General features: G+C 59.4%; 10 protein-coding genes and 8 pseudogenes. 10 read left to right on the top strand and 8 right to left on the bottom strand.

From position 1 onward, the window contains the following. Nucleotides 1-12: 12 nt before the first annotated feature. Nucleotides 13-897 (bottom strand): IS110 family RNA-guided transposase, encoded by an 885-nt coding sequence (locus AC6I8M_RS03020; protein WP_498013664.1) that lies wholly within the window; start codon nt 895-897, stop codon nt 13-15. Between the two features lie 257 nt (nt 898-1,154). After that, nucleotides 1,155-2,085: pseudogene (locus AC6I8M_RS03015) on the bottom strand (LysR family transcriptional regulator). A gap of 93 nt (nt 2,086-2,178) precedes the next feature. Here AC6I8M_RS03015 and AC6I8M_RS03010 point away from each other — a divergent pair. From AC6I8M_RS03010 to AC6I8M_RS02995, 4 genes and pseudogenes are all read left to right on the top strand, one after another. Continuing rightward, nucleotides 2,179-3,389: pseudogene (locus AC6I8M_RS03010) on the top strand (MFS transporter). A gap of 53 nt (nt 3,390-3,442) precedes the next feature. Beyond that, nucleotides 3,443-4,627: pseudogene (locus AC6I8M_RS03005) on the top strand (cation:proton antiporter domain-containing protein). 71 nt (nt 4,628-4,698) lie between these two features. After that, nucleotides 4,699-4,962 (top strand): hypothetical protein, encoded by a 264-nt coding sequence (locus tag AC6I8M_RS03000; RefSeq protein WP_010617174.1) that lies wholly within the window; start codon nt 4,699-4,701, stop codon nt 4,960-4,962. Nucleotides 4,963-5,123: 161 nt separating this feature from the next. Further along, nucleotides 5,124-6,013 (top strand): annotated as a pseudogene (locus tag AC6I8M_RS02995) (alpha/beta hydrolase). 185 nt (nt 6,014-6,198) lie between these two features. Here AC6I8M_RS02995 and AC6I8M_RS02990 read toward each other — a convergent pair. Beyond that, nucleotides 6,199-7,117, bottom strand: a pseudogene (locus AC6I8M_RS02990) (bestrophin family protein). 253 nt (nt 7,118-7,370) lie between these two features. Here AC6I8M_RS02990 and AC6I8M_RS02985 point away from each other — a divergent pair. Next, nucleotides 7,371-8,012 (top strand): annotated as a pseudogene (locus tag AC6I8M_RS02985) (hydrolase). Here AC6I8M_RS02985 and AC6I8M_RS02980 read toward each other — a convergent pair. Together AC6I8M_RS02980 and AC6I8M_RS02975 are read right to left on the bottom strand one after the other, a co-directional pair. Then, nucleotides 8,003-8,614, bottom strand: a complete 612-nt coding sequence (locus AC6I8M_RS02980) for a LysR substrate-binding domain-containing protein (RefSeq protein WP_498013663.1) — start codon at nt 8,612-8,614, stop codon at nt 8,003-8,005. The pseudogene AC6I8M_RS02985 and the gene AC6I8M_RS02980 sit on opposite strands and share 10 nt — an antisense overlap. A 65-nt stretch (nt 8,615-8,679) precedes the next feature. Then, nucleotides 8,680-8,925: a LysR family transcriptional regulator gene (locus AC6I8M_RS02975; RefSeq protein WP_022549087.1), complete on the bottom strand. Its 246-nt coding sequence runs from the start codon at nt 8,923-8,925 to the stop codon at nt 8,680-8,682. Nucleotides 8,926-9,021: 96 nt separating this feature from the next. Between AC6I8M_RS02975 and AC6I8M_RS02970 the strand changes: the two are divergent. After that, nucleotides 9,022-9,843: pseudogene (locus AC6I8M_RS02970) on the top strand (SDR family oxidoreductase). Nucleotides 9,844-9,882: 39 nt separating this feature from the next. Here AC6I8M_RS02970 and AC6I8M_RS02965 read toward each other — a convergent pair. Together AC6I8M_RS02965 and gorA are read right to left on the bottom strand one after the other, a co-directional pair. Then, nucleotides 9,883-10,814: pseudogene (locus AC6I8M_RS02965) on the bottom strand (nucleoside recognition domain-containing protein). A gap of 141 nt (nt 10,815-10,955) precedes the next feature. Beyond that, the gene (gene gorA, locus AC6I8M_RS02960; RefSeq protein ID WP_010617176.1) at nt 10,956-12,308 is read right to left on the bottom strand and encodes a glutathione-disulfide reductase; all 1,353 of its coding nucleotides are present in this window, start codon (nt 12,306-12,308) and stop codon (nt 10,956-10,958) included. A gap of 130 nt (nt 12,309-12,438) precedes the next feature. On the opposite strand from gorA, the gene rnz reads away from it, so the two are divergent. After that, the gene (gene rnz / locus AC6I8M_RS02955; RefSeq protein ID WP_010617177.1) at nt 12,439-13,350 is read left to right on the top strand and encodes a ribonuclease Z; all 912 of its coding nucleotides are present in this window, start codon (nt 12,439-12,441) and stop codon (nt 13,348-13,350) included. Between the two features lie 3 nt (nt 13,351-13,353). Here the strand turns inward: rnz and AC6I8M_RS02950 are convergent, their stop codons facing one another. After that, nucleotides 13,354-14,196 carry a 23S rRNA (adenine(2030)-N(6))-methyltransferase RlmJ gene (locus AC6I8M_RS02950; protein WP_010617178.1) on the bottom strand — a complete coding sequence of 281 codons (843 nt, stop codon included), beginning with the start codon at nt 14,194-14,196 and terminating at the stop codon, nt 13,354-13,356. A 336-nt stretch (nt 14,197-14,532) separates the two neighbouring features. Here AC6I8M_RS02950 and AC6I8M_RS02945 point away from each other — a divergent pair, with 336 nt between their 5' ends. The 3 genes from AC6I8M_RS02945 (at nt 14,533) to AC6I8M_RS02935 (ending at nt 16,506) form a co-directional block, all read left to right on the top strand. Then, the gene (locus AC6I8M_RS02945) at nt 14,533-14,982 is read left to right on the top strand and encodes a YuaE family lipoprotein (protein ID WP_072216161.1); all 450 of its coding nucleotides are present in this window, start codon (nt 14,533-14,535) and stop codon (nt 14,980-14,982) included. Nucleotides 14,983-15,116: 134 nt separating this feature from the next. Further along, nucleotides 15,117-16,394, top strand: a complete 1,278-nt coding sequence (locus AC6I8M_RS02940; RefSeq protein WP_010617180.1) for a hypothetical protein — start codon at nt 15,117-15,119, stop codon at nt 16,392-16,394. After that, nucleotides 16,378-16,506 (top strand): hypothetical protein, encoded by a 129-nt coding sequence (locus AC6I8M_RS02935; RefSeq protein WP_010617181.1) that lies wholly within the window; start codon nt 16,378-16,380, stop codon nt 16,504-16,506. The genes AC6I8M_RS02940 and AC6I8M_RS02935 overlap by 17 nt, the downstream gene beginning before the upstream one ends. Nucleotides 16,507-16,549: the final 43 nt, after the last annotated feature.

The raw sequence follows: 16,549 nt of genomic DNA, 5'->3' as shown, positions 1-16,549 counted from the left end.
CCGTCTTGCCGGTTACCTGGCAAGACATATTTCGGCATCGAACGGACGACCCGACTTCAGCACACCATAAGCCAGCTGCAGCAGCTTCTTCAGCAAACTTACCGCCGGATTCCACTTCATCGCCACTATCGCTGGCATGTACAGGGCCTTGCGCATCGCGCTGTTGCCCATCTTCGATATCCTGCTTTTGCCCTTCCACTCACCGGACTCCTGCCGCATCGGATTCAGCCCCACCCACGCCACAAGAGCCTTGCTGCTGCTGAACCTCGACATGTCCCCCATATACGCCAGCATCGTGCTGCCCAGCACGCCCGGGATGGACTCCAGCAGTTCCCTGTTCTTTTTAAGGCCCGGGTCATTGTCAATATGGTCGTTTATTGCCCGCTTCGTTTCGTCTATCTGCGCATCCAGCGCCGCAATGACCACGCGGATTGAGGGCTGCACCACCGCATCCGATACCTCCAGCCGGTTCTCTTCCATCTGCCGCATTTCCTGAAGATTCGTCAGGCGCTTCACCAGCGCTTTCAGCCTGCGTTCATTCAGCGGCGCCGGCTGCCACAGCGATGGGCCGTGCAGTTTACAGTAGCGCGCTATCATGCGCGCATCGTCTTTATCCGTCTTATTCCGGCTCAGCTCGGCCTGCCCGAAGCGCCTGATGCGCGCAGGATTTTCCACGCTGACATCATAGCCTTTGTCGTGCAGGAAGGTGGCCAGCGGCTCACTGTACGCGCCGGTAGCCTCCATGCAGATATGGCAGCAGCCGAACGGCTCCAGCCATTTTTTCAGGGCGATAAAGCCCTTAGGGGTGTTGGGAAAGACTTTGGTTTTGTAAGACGTGTCGCCTTTCCAGACGGCCACATCAAACTTTCCGGAGGCAATATCAATGCCGACAGGCATACGGGTTTGTATAGATTCTCCTTAACAGCACAGGGAAACCGCCATGACCATCCTTATGGATGCGTGCTCGGGGCACAGGATACCGTCCGGTCTTGAAGGCGGGAGTTAAGTTGCCGGGGATGAATCCACAAAGCAGGCTTTATGCCCAGGGGTCGCCCCCATCTCACCAGCAACTTCCCGATGATCAGTCGGGGATCATCATACCCGGAGGAGAATGATCGGGATATAAGGGTCGCCATTTATGGCGACCTGGCCCATTACCGCACCGGCTGCGTGCCGGTCAGCTGCGGCATCACATCCCTGATCATCGCGAAAAAATGCTGCAGGCGGGCCGGATAATAACTGGCCCACGGGTAGGTCAGCCACACCGGCAGCGGCGGCGCCTGCCAGTCGGGCACCAACTGCACCAGCGCGCCGCTGGCTAAATCCTCCTGCACCACCCATGACGACACAATCGCGGCGCCTATGCCCGCCAGCGCGGCTTTGCGCACCGCGTACAGGCTATCGCTGGCGAGGCGCGGGGCAATCGCCAGGTTGATCGGCTGGCCGTCGCTGAGACGCTGCAGCGCAATTTCGTTACGATAAAAACTGGTCAGCGCCAGCCACGGCAGTTGCGTCAGTTGGGTAACCTCTTTCACCGGCGCATGAGCCGCCAGCAGCGCCGGTGCCGCAACGACAAAGCGCGGCACTTCCGCCAGCAGCACCGCCACCACCGACGGGTCCGTGGGCGCGCCGACCTGAATGGCGCAGTCAACGTTTTCACTGACAAAGTCCGGCGTGCGGTCGTTGAGCATCTACTCCACTGCCAGGCGCGGATAGCGCTGCAGATAATCCATCAGCGGCGCAATCAACTGATCCTGACCAAACGCATGCGGCGCACGCACGCGCAGCGTGCCGATCGGGTCGTCATTGGCGCCGGTTAATTCATCTTCAAGCGCGTGCCAGGTCGCCACCAGCTGCCGTGCCTGGGCATAGCAGCGTTCCCCGTCATCGGTGAGTTTCAGCGCATGGGGTGGTGCGTAAAATCAGTTTCAGGCCGAGCCGCTGCTCCAGCGCCTGCAGACGGCGACTCACGGTGGGCTGGGTGGTGCCGAGCTGCGCCGCAGCCGCCGACAGCGAGCCGCTTTCAACAATGCGGATAAACGTCTGCATCAGTTCGATGCGGTCAACGCTGGTGAATGTGCTCATACGTACCACGCATAACAGTTCTGTGTCGTAGCAGTCTACCGCGTATGGCCGCAACGCGCTTTAATAAGCGCATTATCACGGGGGAAAACCACTATGTCTGCCATGTCTCAATCTTCTGCCATGCCTGCTGAAAAGCTGCCGGCGCCGCTGGTGTTTACGCTGGCGGCCGGTGCCGGTCTCAGCGTGGCATCGATTTACTACAGCCAGCCGATGCTGGATATCATCAGTAAACAGTTCAATGTGGGCATCGGCAGCGTTGGTATGGTACACCGATGCTGACCCAAGCCAGTTACGCGCTGGGGATTCTGCTGCTGGCCCCGCTCGGTGACCGCCACGATCGCCGCACCATCATTCTGGTTAAAGGCTTGCTGCTGGTCGCCGTGCTGCTGCTGTGCGGCTTTTCCGGCGGCATCAGTGCGTTGCTGATCGCCAGCTTTGTTACCGGATTAACCGCTACCGTGGCGCAGGACATTGTGCCGGCGTCGGCGGCGCTGGCACCGGAGCGCAGCCGTGGCAAAACCGTCGGCACGGTGATGACCGGGCTGCTGGTCGGCATTCTGCTGTCGCGCGTGGTGAGCGGCGTGGTGGCGAAGTATCTGGGCTGGCGCACCATGTACATGATGGCGGCGGCGGCGGTACTGCTGAGCAGTCTGGCGCTGTGGCGCGCGCTGCCACGCTTTACGCCGGGCACCACGGTGAGCTATCCGCGTCTGCTGCTGTCGCTGGCGCATCTGTGGCAGCATCACCAGACGCTGCGCCGCGCGGCGCTGGCGCAGGGCCTGCTGTCGGTAAGTTTTAGCGCCTTCTGGTCTACCCTGGCGCTGATGCTGAGCGATCGCTTCCATCTCGACAGCGCCGTGGCAGGGGCTTTCGGTCTGGCCGGTGCCGCCGGTGCGCTGGCCGCGCCGCTGGCGGGCAGTTTTGCCGACCGCATCGGCCCGGCGCGTGTCACCCAGTATGGCGCCACGCTGGTGATGGTGTCGTTTGCCCTGATGTTCCTGCTGCCGGTGCTGCCGGTGCCGGCGCAGCTCGGCCTGATTATCCTCAGCACCATCGGCTTTGACCTTGGCGTGCAGGCCACGCTGGTGGCGCATCAGACGCTGGTCTACAGCCTGGCGCCGGAGGCGCGCAGCCGCCTCAATGCGCTGATGTTCACCGTGGTGTTTATCGGTATGGCGACAGGCGCGGCGCTCGGCAGCCTGGCGCTGGCCCATTTCGGCTGGAATGGCGTGGTCAGCCTTGCGACGGCTGCCGCTGTGCTTGCGCTGCTGATTCGCCTCGCCAGTCGCCATCTGCAAAACTAATTCACGATCCTGTGCCAGGCTTAAAGGAGAATGTTAATTAAAAACGGAGCGTTATGAACTTCCTGGCCTGGACTGCCCTCACTGGCGGTCTGCTACTTTTGATGTCACTGGCTTCCGGCTGGATTCACCGGGGGCCGGTGACGTCGTTTGGTCTCTACCTGTTCGCGGGCATTCTGTGCGGCCCGTGGATGCTTAATCTGCTGCAAATCGACATTATCGGCCACGCCGAGCTCGCCGCCCATATCACCGAAATCACCATGGCCGCCTCGCTGTTTATCACAGGGCTCAAGCTGCGTCTGCCGATGAGCGCGCATGCGTGGCGCGTCGGGCTGCGGCTGGCATTCTCGGCGATGTTGCTGACCGTCGGCGGCATGGCCTGCCTGATTCACTGGATTACCGGCTTTGGCTGGCCGCTGTCGCTGGCGTTTGGTGCCATTGTTGCCCCGACTGATCGGTGCTTGCCAGCCTGATCTCCGTTAACGATGCGCTGCGCGTGGCGCTCTCCAGCGCGCGATGTGGTGTGGGCGATTGGCGGTGGGCTGGCGATTGGTTATCTGCTCGGACGGCTGATCGGCCAGCTGGCGACCCATCTGCGCAGCGCGCATCACGACGTGGCCCCCAATGATTTCCTCGCGCTGGCGCTGATCGCCCTGAGCTATGCGGCGGAGCAGTCGGTGGATGCGTCTGGCTTCCTTGCCACCTTTGCGGCAGGCGTCGGCTTACGCTGCGCCGAGCTGCGCGTGACTAAACGCTTTCCACTGGAAGATTTACCGGAAGAGAAGCGCTACCTGCCGGCAGAGGTGCTGGTCAATCCTAACCAGCGCCTGAAGCAGGGGGGCGGCAGCCCGGTGAAATCGGTCGGCCTGGTGGTCGGCGATGCGCTGTCGTTTGGTGATACTATCGAACGCCTGCTGGCGGCAGCGATGATGGTGGTGCTGGGTATTACGCTGGCGCATCACTGGAATCTCACCGGCATCGGTCTGGCGCTGCTACTGTTTGTGGTGGTGCGGCCGCTGGCGGTATGGCTGACCACTTGGCGCTGCGAGGTGCCGTTTATGCGGCGGATGCTGATTGGCTGACTGGGGATTCGCGGCATCGGCAGTATCAATTATATTGCTTATGCTTGGGTGCATGGCCTGCAGGGCCCGCAGGCGGAACAGATGATGGACATGGCGCTGACGCTGGTGGTGTGCAGCATTGTGCTGCACGGCATCACGGTGACGCTGCTACTGAACTAGCGTGCTGCCCGGCAGGCGGCACGCGCGCAGCAAGACGAAACGTGATTTTCTGGAAATAACGGGAGCTTATTATGAAAGCATTGCTTATCGCCCTGGTAGGGCTGTCGCTGTCTGCCAGCGCGCTGGCGGATGATACGGATGCCGACGCGCAGGAGAATATCTTCTACGCCAGCCAGTCACCATCGGCCATGAACAAGCCCTCCTTCAACGAGGAAACCGCGCAGGAAGTGGTCAACGGCTGGCTGGAACTGTGTGAAGAAGAGCGGGCGAAGCTGCGTCACGATCAGCAGCAGTGCGAGCAGACGGTGATGACTCAATTCCAGCAGCAGGATTAATTTTCCCTTCTCTTCGTTAATACGAGCCTTTTCTGGCGCGTTTTTTTATGGCTTTTTTGTACGAAATGCGTACATTATCGCCAGATTGAAACAGGACCTGCATCACATAATGAGACGCCGCCTCCGGGCTGGCGCATTTTCCATACCGGCTACTGGGCAAGATGATTACACGGCGTCGTTTTCTGTTGGCTAGCGGAGCAACCGTACTCTCCATGACGGCGGGCAAACTGTTTGCCCGGGATGGCATTATTCCGCTCTGGCCGGACGACCCACCGGGCGGCGGCGGTCCGTCTGGCCTGCTGAAAGTCAGCGCTAACGGTTCGTGGACCAATATCGTTTCTCCCGCCATTCAGCGCTTTCGTCCGGAGAATCCCAACGGGGAAGCGGTGATCGTTGCGGCTGGTGGCGGCTACCGTTTTATCGGCATGGGGCGCGAAGCCTGGCCGGTCGCGCGCTGGCTTAATGCCAACGGGTATACCGCCTACGTGCTGAGCTGCCGGGTGAAAAGTGGCAGGCCGGCAGACTGGCGCCGCTGCAGGATGCGCAGCGCGCGATTCGCATGGTGCGCGCGATGGAAAACAAGGTGCACCTGCTGGGCTTTTCGGCCGGCGGCCATCTGCTCGGCATGGCGGCGGCGCGGCCTGACTTCGTCACCTATTCACCGCAGGATTCGCTGGATGACATCCGGCCAACCGCAGACAGCGTCGGGCTGATTTACCCGGTTATCACCCTTGAAGCGCCTTATCAGCACACCCGTACTCACCAGATGATCGTGGGCAATGACGCCATGCCGACCCAGGAAGCCAACTGGTCAGTGCAAAATTACGTTACCCGCGCCTATCCGCCAACCTTCCTGGCGCAAGCGGAGGACGATCATACGTCCAACCCCCACAACACCGAGCTGATGCGCGACGCCTGCCGCCGTATGCGCGTGCCGGTTGAGCTGATTGAACTGAGCAGCGGCGGCCACGACTTTGGCCTCGGTAAAGCCGGCACCCCCGCCGCACTGTGGGATCAGGCGTATGTCCGCTGGCTGGATAAGCTGGGATAATTTCTTTACTGGCGCATCAATCGAGGAGCGCTTGCAACGGCGCTGCAATAACCCTCCGCACAAACCGTAGCGGCGCAATTTATTGCGCAAAAAACAGCGGCGCAGCGGTCGGATTAGCGCGATAAATCGCGCCGCTACCGATGCGGTGCGGTCAGCGAGCATGGCGATTGAATCAGCTCGTGCCGTCACGTCAGATTAAAATACCGGTCCGGCTGGCTCGCTGCCGGCAGCGGGAAATCGTTGTTCATCGCTTTCAGATTGCGTTCGATATTCACACACAGCGCGTCCAGCGGCAGATGATTGGGCGCGGTGCCGAACGGATCTTCCAGTTCCTCCGTCAGCGACTCCAGCGACAAAAAGGTGTACGAAATAAACACCGACACCAGCGGTGTCATCAGGTGCAAATCCGCCACCAGCGCGAACGGCAGCAGGGTGCAGAACAGATACACCGTACGGTGCAGAATCAGGCTGTAGGCGAAGGGAATCGGTGTGCTGGCCAGCCGGTCGCAGCCACCCAGATACGCCGACAGATGGTTGAGGTTGTCATCAATACTCTGCCAGACGATATCCGTCACTAATCCCTCATCACGCCGCTGCGCCAGCCATTCACCCATGCATAATATGATTTGCGAGGTCGGCATCGGATGGCCGAGCACAGCGGCGTGCCACGCGGGCGGCAGCAGCCGCTGCAGATCGGCCTGGGCATCGGTTTTACGCAGCCGGTGTTTCAGGCTCCAGCTGAACGCCAGCTGCAGCCCGATAAACTCCTGCACCTGTTCCGCACGCAGTCCGCGCAGCGTTTTAACCTAGCGCAGCAGCGAGCGCTGAGTAATGTTGCATATTGCCCCACAGCGTGCGCGCCTCGATAAAGCGCGCGTAGCTGGCGTTATTGCGAAAGCCGAGAAAGATGGCGATCGACACGCCAATCAGGCTGAACGGCGCGGTGGTCAGGTGAATGCCGAGTGTGGAATACCATGGATAACCCAGAATGGCGATCACTGACATCAGCAGGTTAAGCGACAGGCGGAACGCAATGCGAGACAGCACTGAGCCGTGCCAGTCAAACAACCGGAGAAACCAGTGTTGATGAGGACGTACGATCATTTTGCGATGGTGTTTTTTATGATTTTGTCGCCACAGATTACGCCCGTCGCAGGCGCAGAATCAACGTCGGTGAGCCGCTGTTTTACCGGCAAAAACGCTGCGCTTTGGCCAATTAATCCATTCAAATCAAGCTTCTAAAAACGCTTTGAACAAGTTGTAAAATTCTTTGCGTTATCTCTTTGTCTGCGCTTTCTCTAAAGTTTATTCCAGCAGCACAACACACAAATTTAAAACCACTTTAGAGGAAACCATCATGTCTAAACTCGACCTGCTTGACCCACAGAACTCAACCCTGATCTTCATCGACCATCAGCCACAGATGGCGTTTGGTGTCGCCAATATTGACCGCCAACAGCTCAAAAATAATACCGTCGCCCTAGCGAAAGCGGGGACAATTTTCGACGTGCCGGTGATTTACACCTCGGTAGAAACGGAAAGCTTCAGCGGCTACATCTGGCCAGAACTGCTGGCGGTGCACCCGGAATCGAAGCCGATTGAGCGTACCTCCATGAACTCATGGGAAGACGCGAAATTTGTCGAGGCGGTAGAGAAAACCGGTCGTAAAAAACTGATCATCTCGGCGCTGTGGACCGAAGTGTGCCTGACCTTCCCGGTCCTGATGGCGCTGAAAGCCGGTTATTAAGTGTATGTGGTGACCGATACCTCCGGCGGCACCAGTGTTGATGCGCACGAACGTTCCGTGCAGCGCATGGTGCAAGCGGGTGCGGTGCCGGTGACCTGGCAGCAGGTGCTGCTGGAGTACCAGCGCGACTGGTCACGCAAAGATACTTACGATGAAGTGATGGATCTGGTGCGTGAGCACAGCGGTGCCTACGGCATAGGCGTCGACTACGCCTACACTATGGTGCACAAAGCGCGGCAGCGTCAGGGCTGATTCAGCGGTAGTGCGGCAGGCGGGTTTTCAATGCGTCGATAAACAGCCGCAGCGCCATCGACTGATGCCGGTTCGGCGGGAACCACAACGCGATTCCCGCCGACTGAATGCGCCAGTCGGCCAGCAGTTCCACTAATTTCCCCCTGCTGCAGTGCCTCGCTAACGTACAGTAAGGGCACGAACGCAATCCCTGAACCGTTGATGGCCGCGCGCGCCATCAGCGCATTATTGTCTAACGTCAGCGTACCCGGCACGTCAATCTCCAGACTTTCATCCGCATTCTGATACTCCCAGCGATAGCGTTTGCCACCGGGCAGGCGATGACGAATATACTGCTGCTGCAGTAAATCCTGCTGCTGGCGCACCGGCGCGTGCGCCGCCAGATAATCGGGCGAGGCCACGGTAACGAAGGTCAGCGGGCCGCCGAGCGCAATAGCCACCATATCCTGCGGCACATCTTCAATCCGCCGGATGCCGGCATCAAACCCGGCGGCGGTGATATCCACCAGCGCGCCCTGGGCGGCGAAATCAAGCTGAATGCCGGGATAGCGTGCGCTGAACTCGGGCACCACCTGATCCAGCAGCAGGCCAATCACCAACATTGCTGGCGCTGATGCGCAGCGTACCGTACTGCTGCTGGCGGCTCAGGCTGATGTCGTGCAGCACCTCATCCATCTGATTGAGCAGCGGCGCGAGACGCTGCAATCTGCAATAGCAGCTCACCGGCGTCGGTCAGCGATACGCTGCGTGTGGTGCGCTGAAACAGCTGCACGCCGAGGTTGTGCTCCAGCGTTTTCACCAGGTGGCTGAGCGAAGAGCGCTTCAGGCCAAGCAGCTCGGCGGCGTGCCGAAAGCTGCGCTGCTCGCCCAGCGTTTTGATCGCCTGCAGTTCGTGCCAGGAAGGGCGTTTCATTGGTGGTATTTCCTCACTAGGTCATGTGCGATTGGGGAGATTATGACCACCAGTAAAGCGATCTATCATCAGGTTTTCAACATGAGGAGCGCCAAAATGAAAACCTGGTTAATTACCGGTGCCAGCAGCGGGCTGGGCCGACTGATGAGTGAACGCTTACTTGAGCGCGGCGATCGCGTGGTGGCAACGGTGCGCCGCGAGCAGGCACTGGCCGATTTGCAGCAGCAATATGGCGATCGGCTGTTGGTGATGCGGCTGGATCTGGCCGAAACGGCCCGTATCGCACCGGCCATCGCCACCGCCTTTGCCCACGTCGGGCGTATTGATGTGGTGGTAAGCAATGCCGCTTACGGTCTGTTTGGCGCGGCGGAAGAGCTCAGCGACGCGCAGATTGCACGCCTGATCGCCACCAATCTCACCGGATCGATCCAGCTGATTCGCGCCGTCATCCCGCATTTGCGCCAGCAGGGCGGTGGCCGCATTGCGCAGATCTCTTCCGAGGGCGGCTAGGTGGCGTATCCCAATTTCAGCCTGTATCACGCCAGCAAATAGGGGATTGAAGGTTTTGTCGAAGCGGTGCGCCAGGAAGTGGCCAGCTTTGGTATTGAGCTGCTGCTAGTGGAGCCGGGCCCGACCGTCACCAACTTTGCCAGCGGGCTGGATATCGCCGCGCCGCTCGACGCCTATCGTGACAATGCATCCGGCCAGTTCCGTCGGGCGATCGAAGCGGGTGAGGTCGCTATTTTGGGCGATGCCGGAAAATGTGTGGCGGCAACGCTGGCGACGCTGGATCAGGAAACGATGCCGCTGCGACTGGCGCTGGGCAGCACGGCCTATCAGCACATTGAAGCCGCGCTGGAAACCCGGCTGGCAGAGCTGCGCACGCAGAAAGCGCTGGAGTTTGGCGCGGATGCGTAAGTCTGTGGCTGCGGCATCATCCTGACAGGGAAACCGACGTCAGAACAGCAGGCTGTGCGCCGTGGCGCGCAGCGCAATGCCCAGCAGAATGCCGGGCACGGCGAAGCGGAACAGGCGCGGAAAACGGCTGGAGAGGCCGAGGAAAATCCCGATGCCGGGCAGATCGAAGGTCTGAATCAGCAGGCCTGCCGAGGCGTTGATGTTGTGCGCACTGTACTGCCCCTGTTCGACCAGACCGGAAACCACGCCGTAATAGGCGGTGCCGCCGGCCAGGCATTTGGTCAGCGCAGGCAGCACATACACCTCGGCGATATGCAGTTTTTGTAACAGCGGTGCCAGCAGCTGTGTCAGCAGCTCAATGGCTCCGGCACTCTTCAGGATGCCCACCACCGACAGCGAAAGGATCAGCATCGGCAGCGAACCGAGCGCGAGGCGAATGGCGTCGGCACCCGAGGTGTTGATGATGGCGATCAGCCCCGACTTCGCGTCGTCGTTCTCCACGCCCTGATCTTCATCGCGCAGCGCGACGTCGGAAAGTTTACGGGCAAAAAGTGATAGGTTGAGGCGGCCGCCAGCACGCCGCCGCTGATGGAGAACAGCAGCGCTGCGCTCCAGTTGAGCCCGTCAGGAATCAGCGGATAAAAGGCGTTGGCCTGGCCCATCGCGAACAGCATCGCCAGCGTGGCCGCCATGTGGCGGTCTGAAGTGCCGCGCTTTTCCATGATCGCCAGCGCGGCGAGCGGTGCGGCAAAACTGACAAAATTTAACTGGATTAGCGCGAACAGCGCTAGGCCGGTAATCCCCAGCGGCTTCAGTAACGGCGTGGCGTGGCGCACGACAAAATCCAGCACGCCTTTCACTTCGAGGTATTTCATGATGAATAGCATCACCACCATGATGGGAATCAGGGTGTAAAGCGCGACGTCGACCGCGGCTTTGCCCGACTCCATAATTATGCTGATGATATTCACGTGCTGACGTCGTCCCGTTACCGCAAAACGCTGGCCGCCGGGCCAGCAAAGCAAAAATCATAGCGGGTATGCGCGCTGTTGAGTAGTCAGCAAACAAAAAAGCCCCCATGCGGGGGCTGCGATGATGGCGCTGAGGCGGTGTTAGCGCATGGTGACGAACTCTTCCGCCGCCGTCGGGTGTATCGCCACGGTGTTGTCGAAGTCTTTTTTGGTGGCACCCACCTTTAGCGCCACCGCAAAGCCCTGCAGCATCTCATCCATGCCGTTGCCGATACCGTGAATACCCACAATCTTCTCTTCCGGCCCCACGCATACCAGCTTCATGCGGCACGGCTGGCGGTGCTGGGTTACCGCGGTATACATGGAGGTAAACGACGATTTGTACACTTTCACTTGGTCGTCGCCATACTGCTTACGCGCCTGCGGCTCGGTCAGACCGACGGTGCCAATCGGCGGATGGCTGAACACCACGGTGGGAACGTTGCTGTAGTCGAGATGCTCTTCCGGCTTGTTATTAAACAGGCGTTCGGACAGGCGACGGCCTGCCGCCACGGCCACCGGCGTCAGCTCGACCGCACCGGTGTTATCACCCACCGCATAGATGTCTTTGACGTTGGTGTTCTGGAACTTGTCGACCTGAATGTAGCCTTGGTCATTCAGCGCCACACCGGTCACCGCCAGGTTGAGGTTATCGGTGGCGGGCTCGCGGCCAATCGCCCACACCAGGCAATCCACCGTCTGCTGCTGGCCGTTTTGCAGCTGCAGCGTCAGGCTGCCGTCAGCATTCCTGATCACCGCTTTCGGGATCGATTCGGTGTGCAGCGTCGGACCTTCCGCCTGCATCACTTCCACCAGCGTCTCAACAATCAGCGGGTCGAAGCTGCGCAGCGGCGCATGCTGACGCACAAACAGATGAGTTTCTGCGCCCAGCGCATTCACCACGCCGGCCAGCTCAACCGCAATATAGCCTGCGCCCACTACCGCAACGCGTTTTGGCAGCGCCTCCAGCTCAAAGAAGCCGTCGGAATCGATGCCGTACTCTGCGCCTGGCACCTGCGGATGGCTGGGACGACCGCCGATGGCGATCAGGATATGGTCGGCGGTAATGGTCTCGCCGTTCACTTCCACCGTGTGGGCATCGACAAAACGCGCGAACCCTTTGATCACTTCCACCTGGTTTTTACCCAGCACGTTGTCGTACGAGGTGTGGATACGGTCAATGTAGGCGCTGCGATTTTTCACCAGCATTGACCAGTCAAAGCGATTAACGGTGGTATCAAAGCCGTAATCCGGACCGTACAGGTGAATCGCTTCGGCGATTTGCGCCGCATGCCACATCACTTTCTTCGGTACACAGCCGACGTTGACGCAGGTGCCGCCCAGCTCTTTCGCTTCGATCAGCGCGCACTTCTGCCCATACATCGCCGCACGGTTAATGGAGGCGATACCGCCGCTGCCGCCGCCAATGGCGAGGTAATCAAAATGTCTGGTCATCCGTTGTGTCCATCTGTTGGAGGAAAACTGGCATAGAGTGTAACGCCGCTTCAGTTACCGGCGCAAAGTTTACACCTATGTATGTAATAGGGTTGAATGCCGGCAAGGGGTTGGCTCAAAGGAACTTATCATGCACCTGACATTTCTTGGTACCGGCGCGGGCGCGCCCAGCCTGCAGCGCAACGTCACGGCCATTGCGCTGACGCTGTCGAAGCGCGGCGAGACCTGGCTGTTCGACTGTGGCGAAGCGACGCAGCATCAGTTTATGCGTTCAGCGCTTAAGCCCGGCAAGCTGGAAAAAATCTTTATTACCCATTTGCATGGCGATCACATCTTTGGCCTGCCGGGTCTGCTCACCAGCCGTTCGATAGCGGGCCTGACCGAGCCAGTGACGCTGTACGGTCCGAAAGGATTGCGCCAGTTTGTCGACACCGCACTCAGCCTGAGTGGCTCTTATACCGGCTATCCGCTGGAGATTGTCGAGATCGAGGCCGGTCCGGTGCTGGATAACGGTGAGTTTCGCGTCATTGCTTACGCGCTGAATCACGTGGTCGAGTGCTATGGCTACCGCATCGAACAGCATGACAAGCCGGGCTTCCTTGACGCACCGCGCCTGAAGGCGGAAGGCGTGCCGCGCGGCCCGTGGTATCAGGATCTGAAACAGGGCAAACGCATCACGCTGGAAGATGGCCGCGAGATCAACGGCGCCGACTATCTTGGCCCGGCCACCAAAGGCAAAGTGCTGGCGATCTTCGGGGATACCGGCCCCACCGAGGTGGCGTTGCAGCTGGCGGCGAACGCCGATGTGATGGTGCATGAAACCACGCTGGAAGCGGCGATGGTGGAAAAAGCCAACGGGCGCGGCCACTCCACTACGGTACAGGCGGCCAGCGTGGCACAGCGCGCTGGCGCAAAACGCATGATCGCTACGCACTTTAGCTCGCGCTATTTGTCGCAGGATCGGGAAAGGCTGCTGGCAGAGTGCCAGTCGGTGTTTCCGGCCACCGAACTGGCACATGATTTTGCGATATTTGAGGTGTAGCGCTTATTCCGGCACGATTTGCGTCACGCTGTAGTGACCGGTGCCGGTGGGCACCAGCTTCTGGTGCAGCCACGGCAGCAGCTCTTCCATCTGCGCTTTCAGCTTCCACGGCGGGTTGATGACAATCATTCCGGACGCGGTCATGCCGCGCTGATCGCTGTCCGGACGCACTGCCAGCTCGATCTGCAGAATATTGCGGATGCCGGTGGCTTCCAGATCCTTCAGCATGTGCTTGATCTGCTGGCGCAACACCACCGGGTACCACAGCGCATAGACGCCGGTGGCGAAACGTTTGTGACCTTCCTGAATGCCTTTCACCACATCCTGATAATCGCTTTTCATTTCGTACGGCGGGTCGATAAGGATCAGGCCGCGACGGGTCGGCGGCGGCAGTTTGGCCTTCAGCTGCTGATAGCCATCCGCGCGTTCAACGCGGGCGCGCGCATTTTTACTGAACTCACTACGCAGCAGCGGGTAATCGGTCGGATGCAGTTCAGTGAGCTGCAGCTTATCCTCGTCGCGCAGCAGATGGCGGGCGATCAGCGGCGAGCCAGGGTAATAGCGCAGCGTGCCGGTTGGGTTAAGGTTGCGAATCGCCGCCAGATAGGGCTTCAGCAGCGCCGGTGCGTCCGGCTGTTGCCAGATACGCGCAATGCCTTCCAGATATTCGCCGGTACGTTCGGCGTGCTCACCGCTCAGCTGGTAACGTCCGGCACCGGCGTGGGTGTCCAGATAGAGGAAAGGTTTCTCCTTCTCCATCAGGGCGGTGAGGATCAGGCTTTCAACGGTGTGTTTCAGCACGTCGGCATGGTTGCCGGCATGAAAACTGTGGCGATAACTCAGCATAAAAAAGAGGGGCCCGCGGTTGGATCAAAGAAGTCGAATAGATCGTGTGTGGCGCGATTATAGCCGCGCCGCATAAAAATTGCTGACGTTTTACCATCCGCTTAAGTTTTCAGCGCCCGGGTCGCTTTAGCGGAATGCGACCGGTCTGGTAGAGGACTAATTTCACTTAGGGATAATTCGACTTTCGAAATTTTACCGCAGATTAAGTAAGTTAGTAGCCGAAAACGAAGCGGTCGCGAGCGAAATGCCAGGAATGCGTCTCTGGCAAGGAAACTTTTCGGCCATGGCCGTATAATTTTTTGCTTCAAGCATCCTTAACAACTCCTGGTGACAATAATGAAAAAAATGACTGGTATCGCGGTGGCAAGTCTGCTGGCACTGGCCGGCTGCGCGAAACAACAGCCTGTTCATAGCTTGGTAACGCCGCCCGCTGCCGACGCTCAGCCGATGGCTGAATCCGCTGCACAGCCTAACGGCCAGCCGTTTGTAACCGAAGCGCCAGCCCAGCCGGCCGCTGCCTCGTTCGCTGACGATCGCGCCAGCAACATTCAGCAGTGCCGTAAAGAGCTGGATGCGATGCGCCTCTACAGCCAGGCGTCTTACGACAGCTACCAAGCGGAATTCCAGAAAATTGGCGCGCAGACCAACAAATATCTGCAGATTAAAGATTCCATCGGCGCAGATATTAACGATTTAGTCATGCCGCGCTATCAGTTCCAGATTCGTGAACTGTGCTTCCGCATTAAAACCCGTCAGTCACAGCTGATTATTCGCCAGGCCGGTTAACAATAACGGCGTAAGCCGACCCCTTTTTTAACAGCGCGACAACCTCGCGCGGTGGATGGCTTCATCTCAATTAACATATTGAGATGAGGCCTTTTGTTTTCTTAGCGGCAAGGTAGCCGCGACTGGAGGTTTTGATGACACAGCGTCATCTGCTGGCGGTGCTGATTAGCGCGGCCTTACTGCTACCCGGACAGGCCGCGTCAGCGGCTGATGATGACATGCTGTGCGCCTTCAGCGAAGCAGCGCGCACCCTGCCACCGGCACCGGCAGCGAAACCACAGCCACCCGCAAAACCGGCCGCTAAACCGGCGGCGAAAACGGTCAGCAAGACAGAGAAAAAAGCAGCGGCAGCGCCCGATCACAGTGCGGAACTGACGCGTCTGCGCGCCCGCGTGGCGGAGCTGGAAAAGCTGTCTGCGGCCCCCGCGGCGAAAGCAGATGATGCGTTAAAGGCGCAGCTGGCTGCCAGCGACAAAAAACTGGCGGCACTCAGTGCGGAGAAGCAGCAGCAGGAGAAAAACATCGCCACGCTGCAGCAGGCGCTGAAAGAGGCACAGCAGCAGCAAAGCGCCGGCAGCGCCCAGCTGACCAGACAGCTCAGCGACGCCCGCGCAGCGGCCACCCAGAGCGCCGACGCGCTTAAAGCGCTGAAAGCGGAAAACGAGAAGGCGCTGGCGGCGTTGCAGGCAGAGAGCAAAAAGCAGCTCAGCGCCCAGCAGGCGGCAAGCGACAAACAGCTAAAAGCGTTACAGTCTCAGCAGACGGAAAGCGAGAAGAAGCTCACCGCCCTGCAAACGCAGCAGGCCGAGCATGAAAAACAACTCGCCGCGCTGGATAGCGAAAAACAGCAGCAGGCGCACAACCTGGCGCAGCTGACGCGGGAACTGGAGGCGGCGAAGCAGCAACCGATCGCCGCGCCGAAGCTTTCTGCCCCGAAAAGCGATGCCGAATGCGATAGCTACACGCTGGGTCAGTTCATCGCCAGCAATGCGGTGGTGCAGCTGCAGATGGTCAAAGATATCGGCCTCAGCATCAGTATGGATCAGCTGATTGCCGGCTTAACCACCCAGTTGCAAAGCGGTGATTCGCTGCTTGATGGCGAAGAGATGGCGCGCCGTTACGCCACCATGCAGGCCTCCATCGGTAAAGGACTGAACGCGCTGATTGAAAAAGGTTACGCGCAGCTGGACAAGAAAGTGGCGAAGCGTAAAGCGCTGAAGAAAGATCTCGGCATGCAGTGGTTTGCGGTGAAAAGCGTGAAAGGCAAACTGCTGCCGGACCAGCAGGCGGCTGGTCAGCGTCCGGGTCACCACCCTGAGCGGCAAGGTAATCAACGATTTTTCGCACGATCAGGTGCCGTTCAACGACAGCCTGCCGCCACTGTTGCGGGAAGGCATGTCGCTGACCGGTAAAGGCGGTGCAGTGGAAGGCTGGGCGCTGGCGAAGGATATTTACGAGCGCGAGCTGCTGCCACCGTGGGTCGCTCCGTATGATGTGATCCATTATAAGCTGGCCATCAAATAACTACTGGCCCGCCGTCTGGCGGGCTATTTTTTCAACATTGCGC

It is taken from the genome of Type-A symbiont of Plautia stali, from assembly GCF_059731155.1.
Note: the sequence above shows the minus strand (reverse complement) of the source record. Positions and strands in the feature narration are given on the sequence as shown.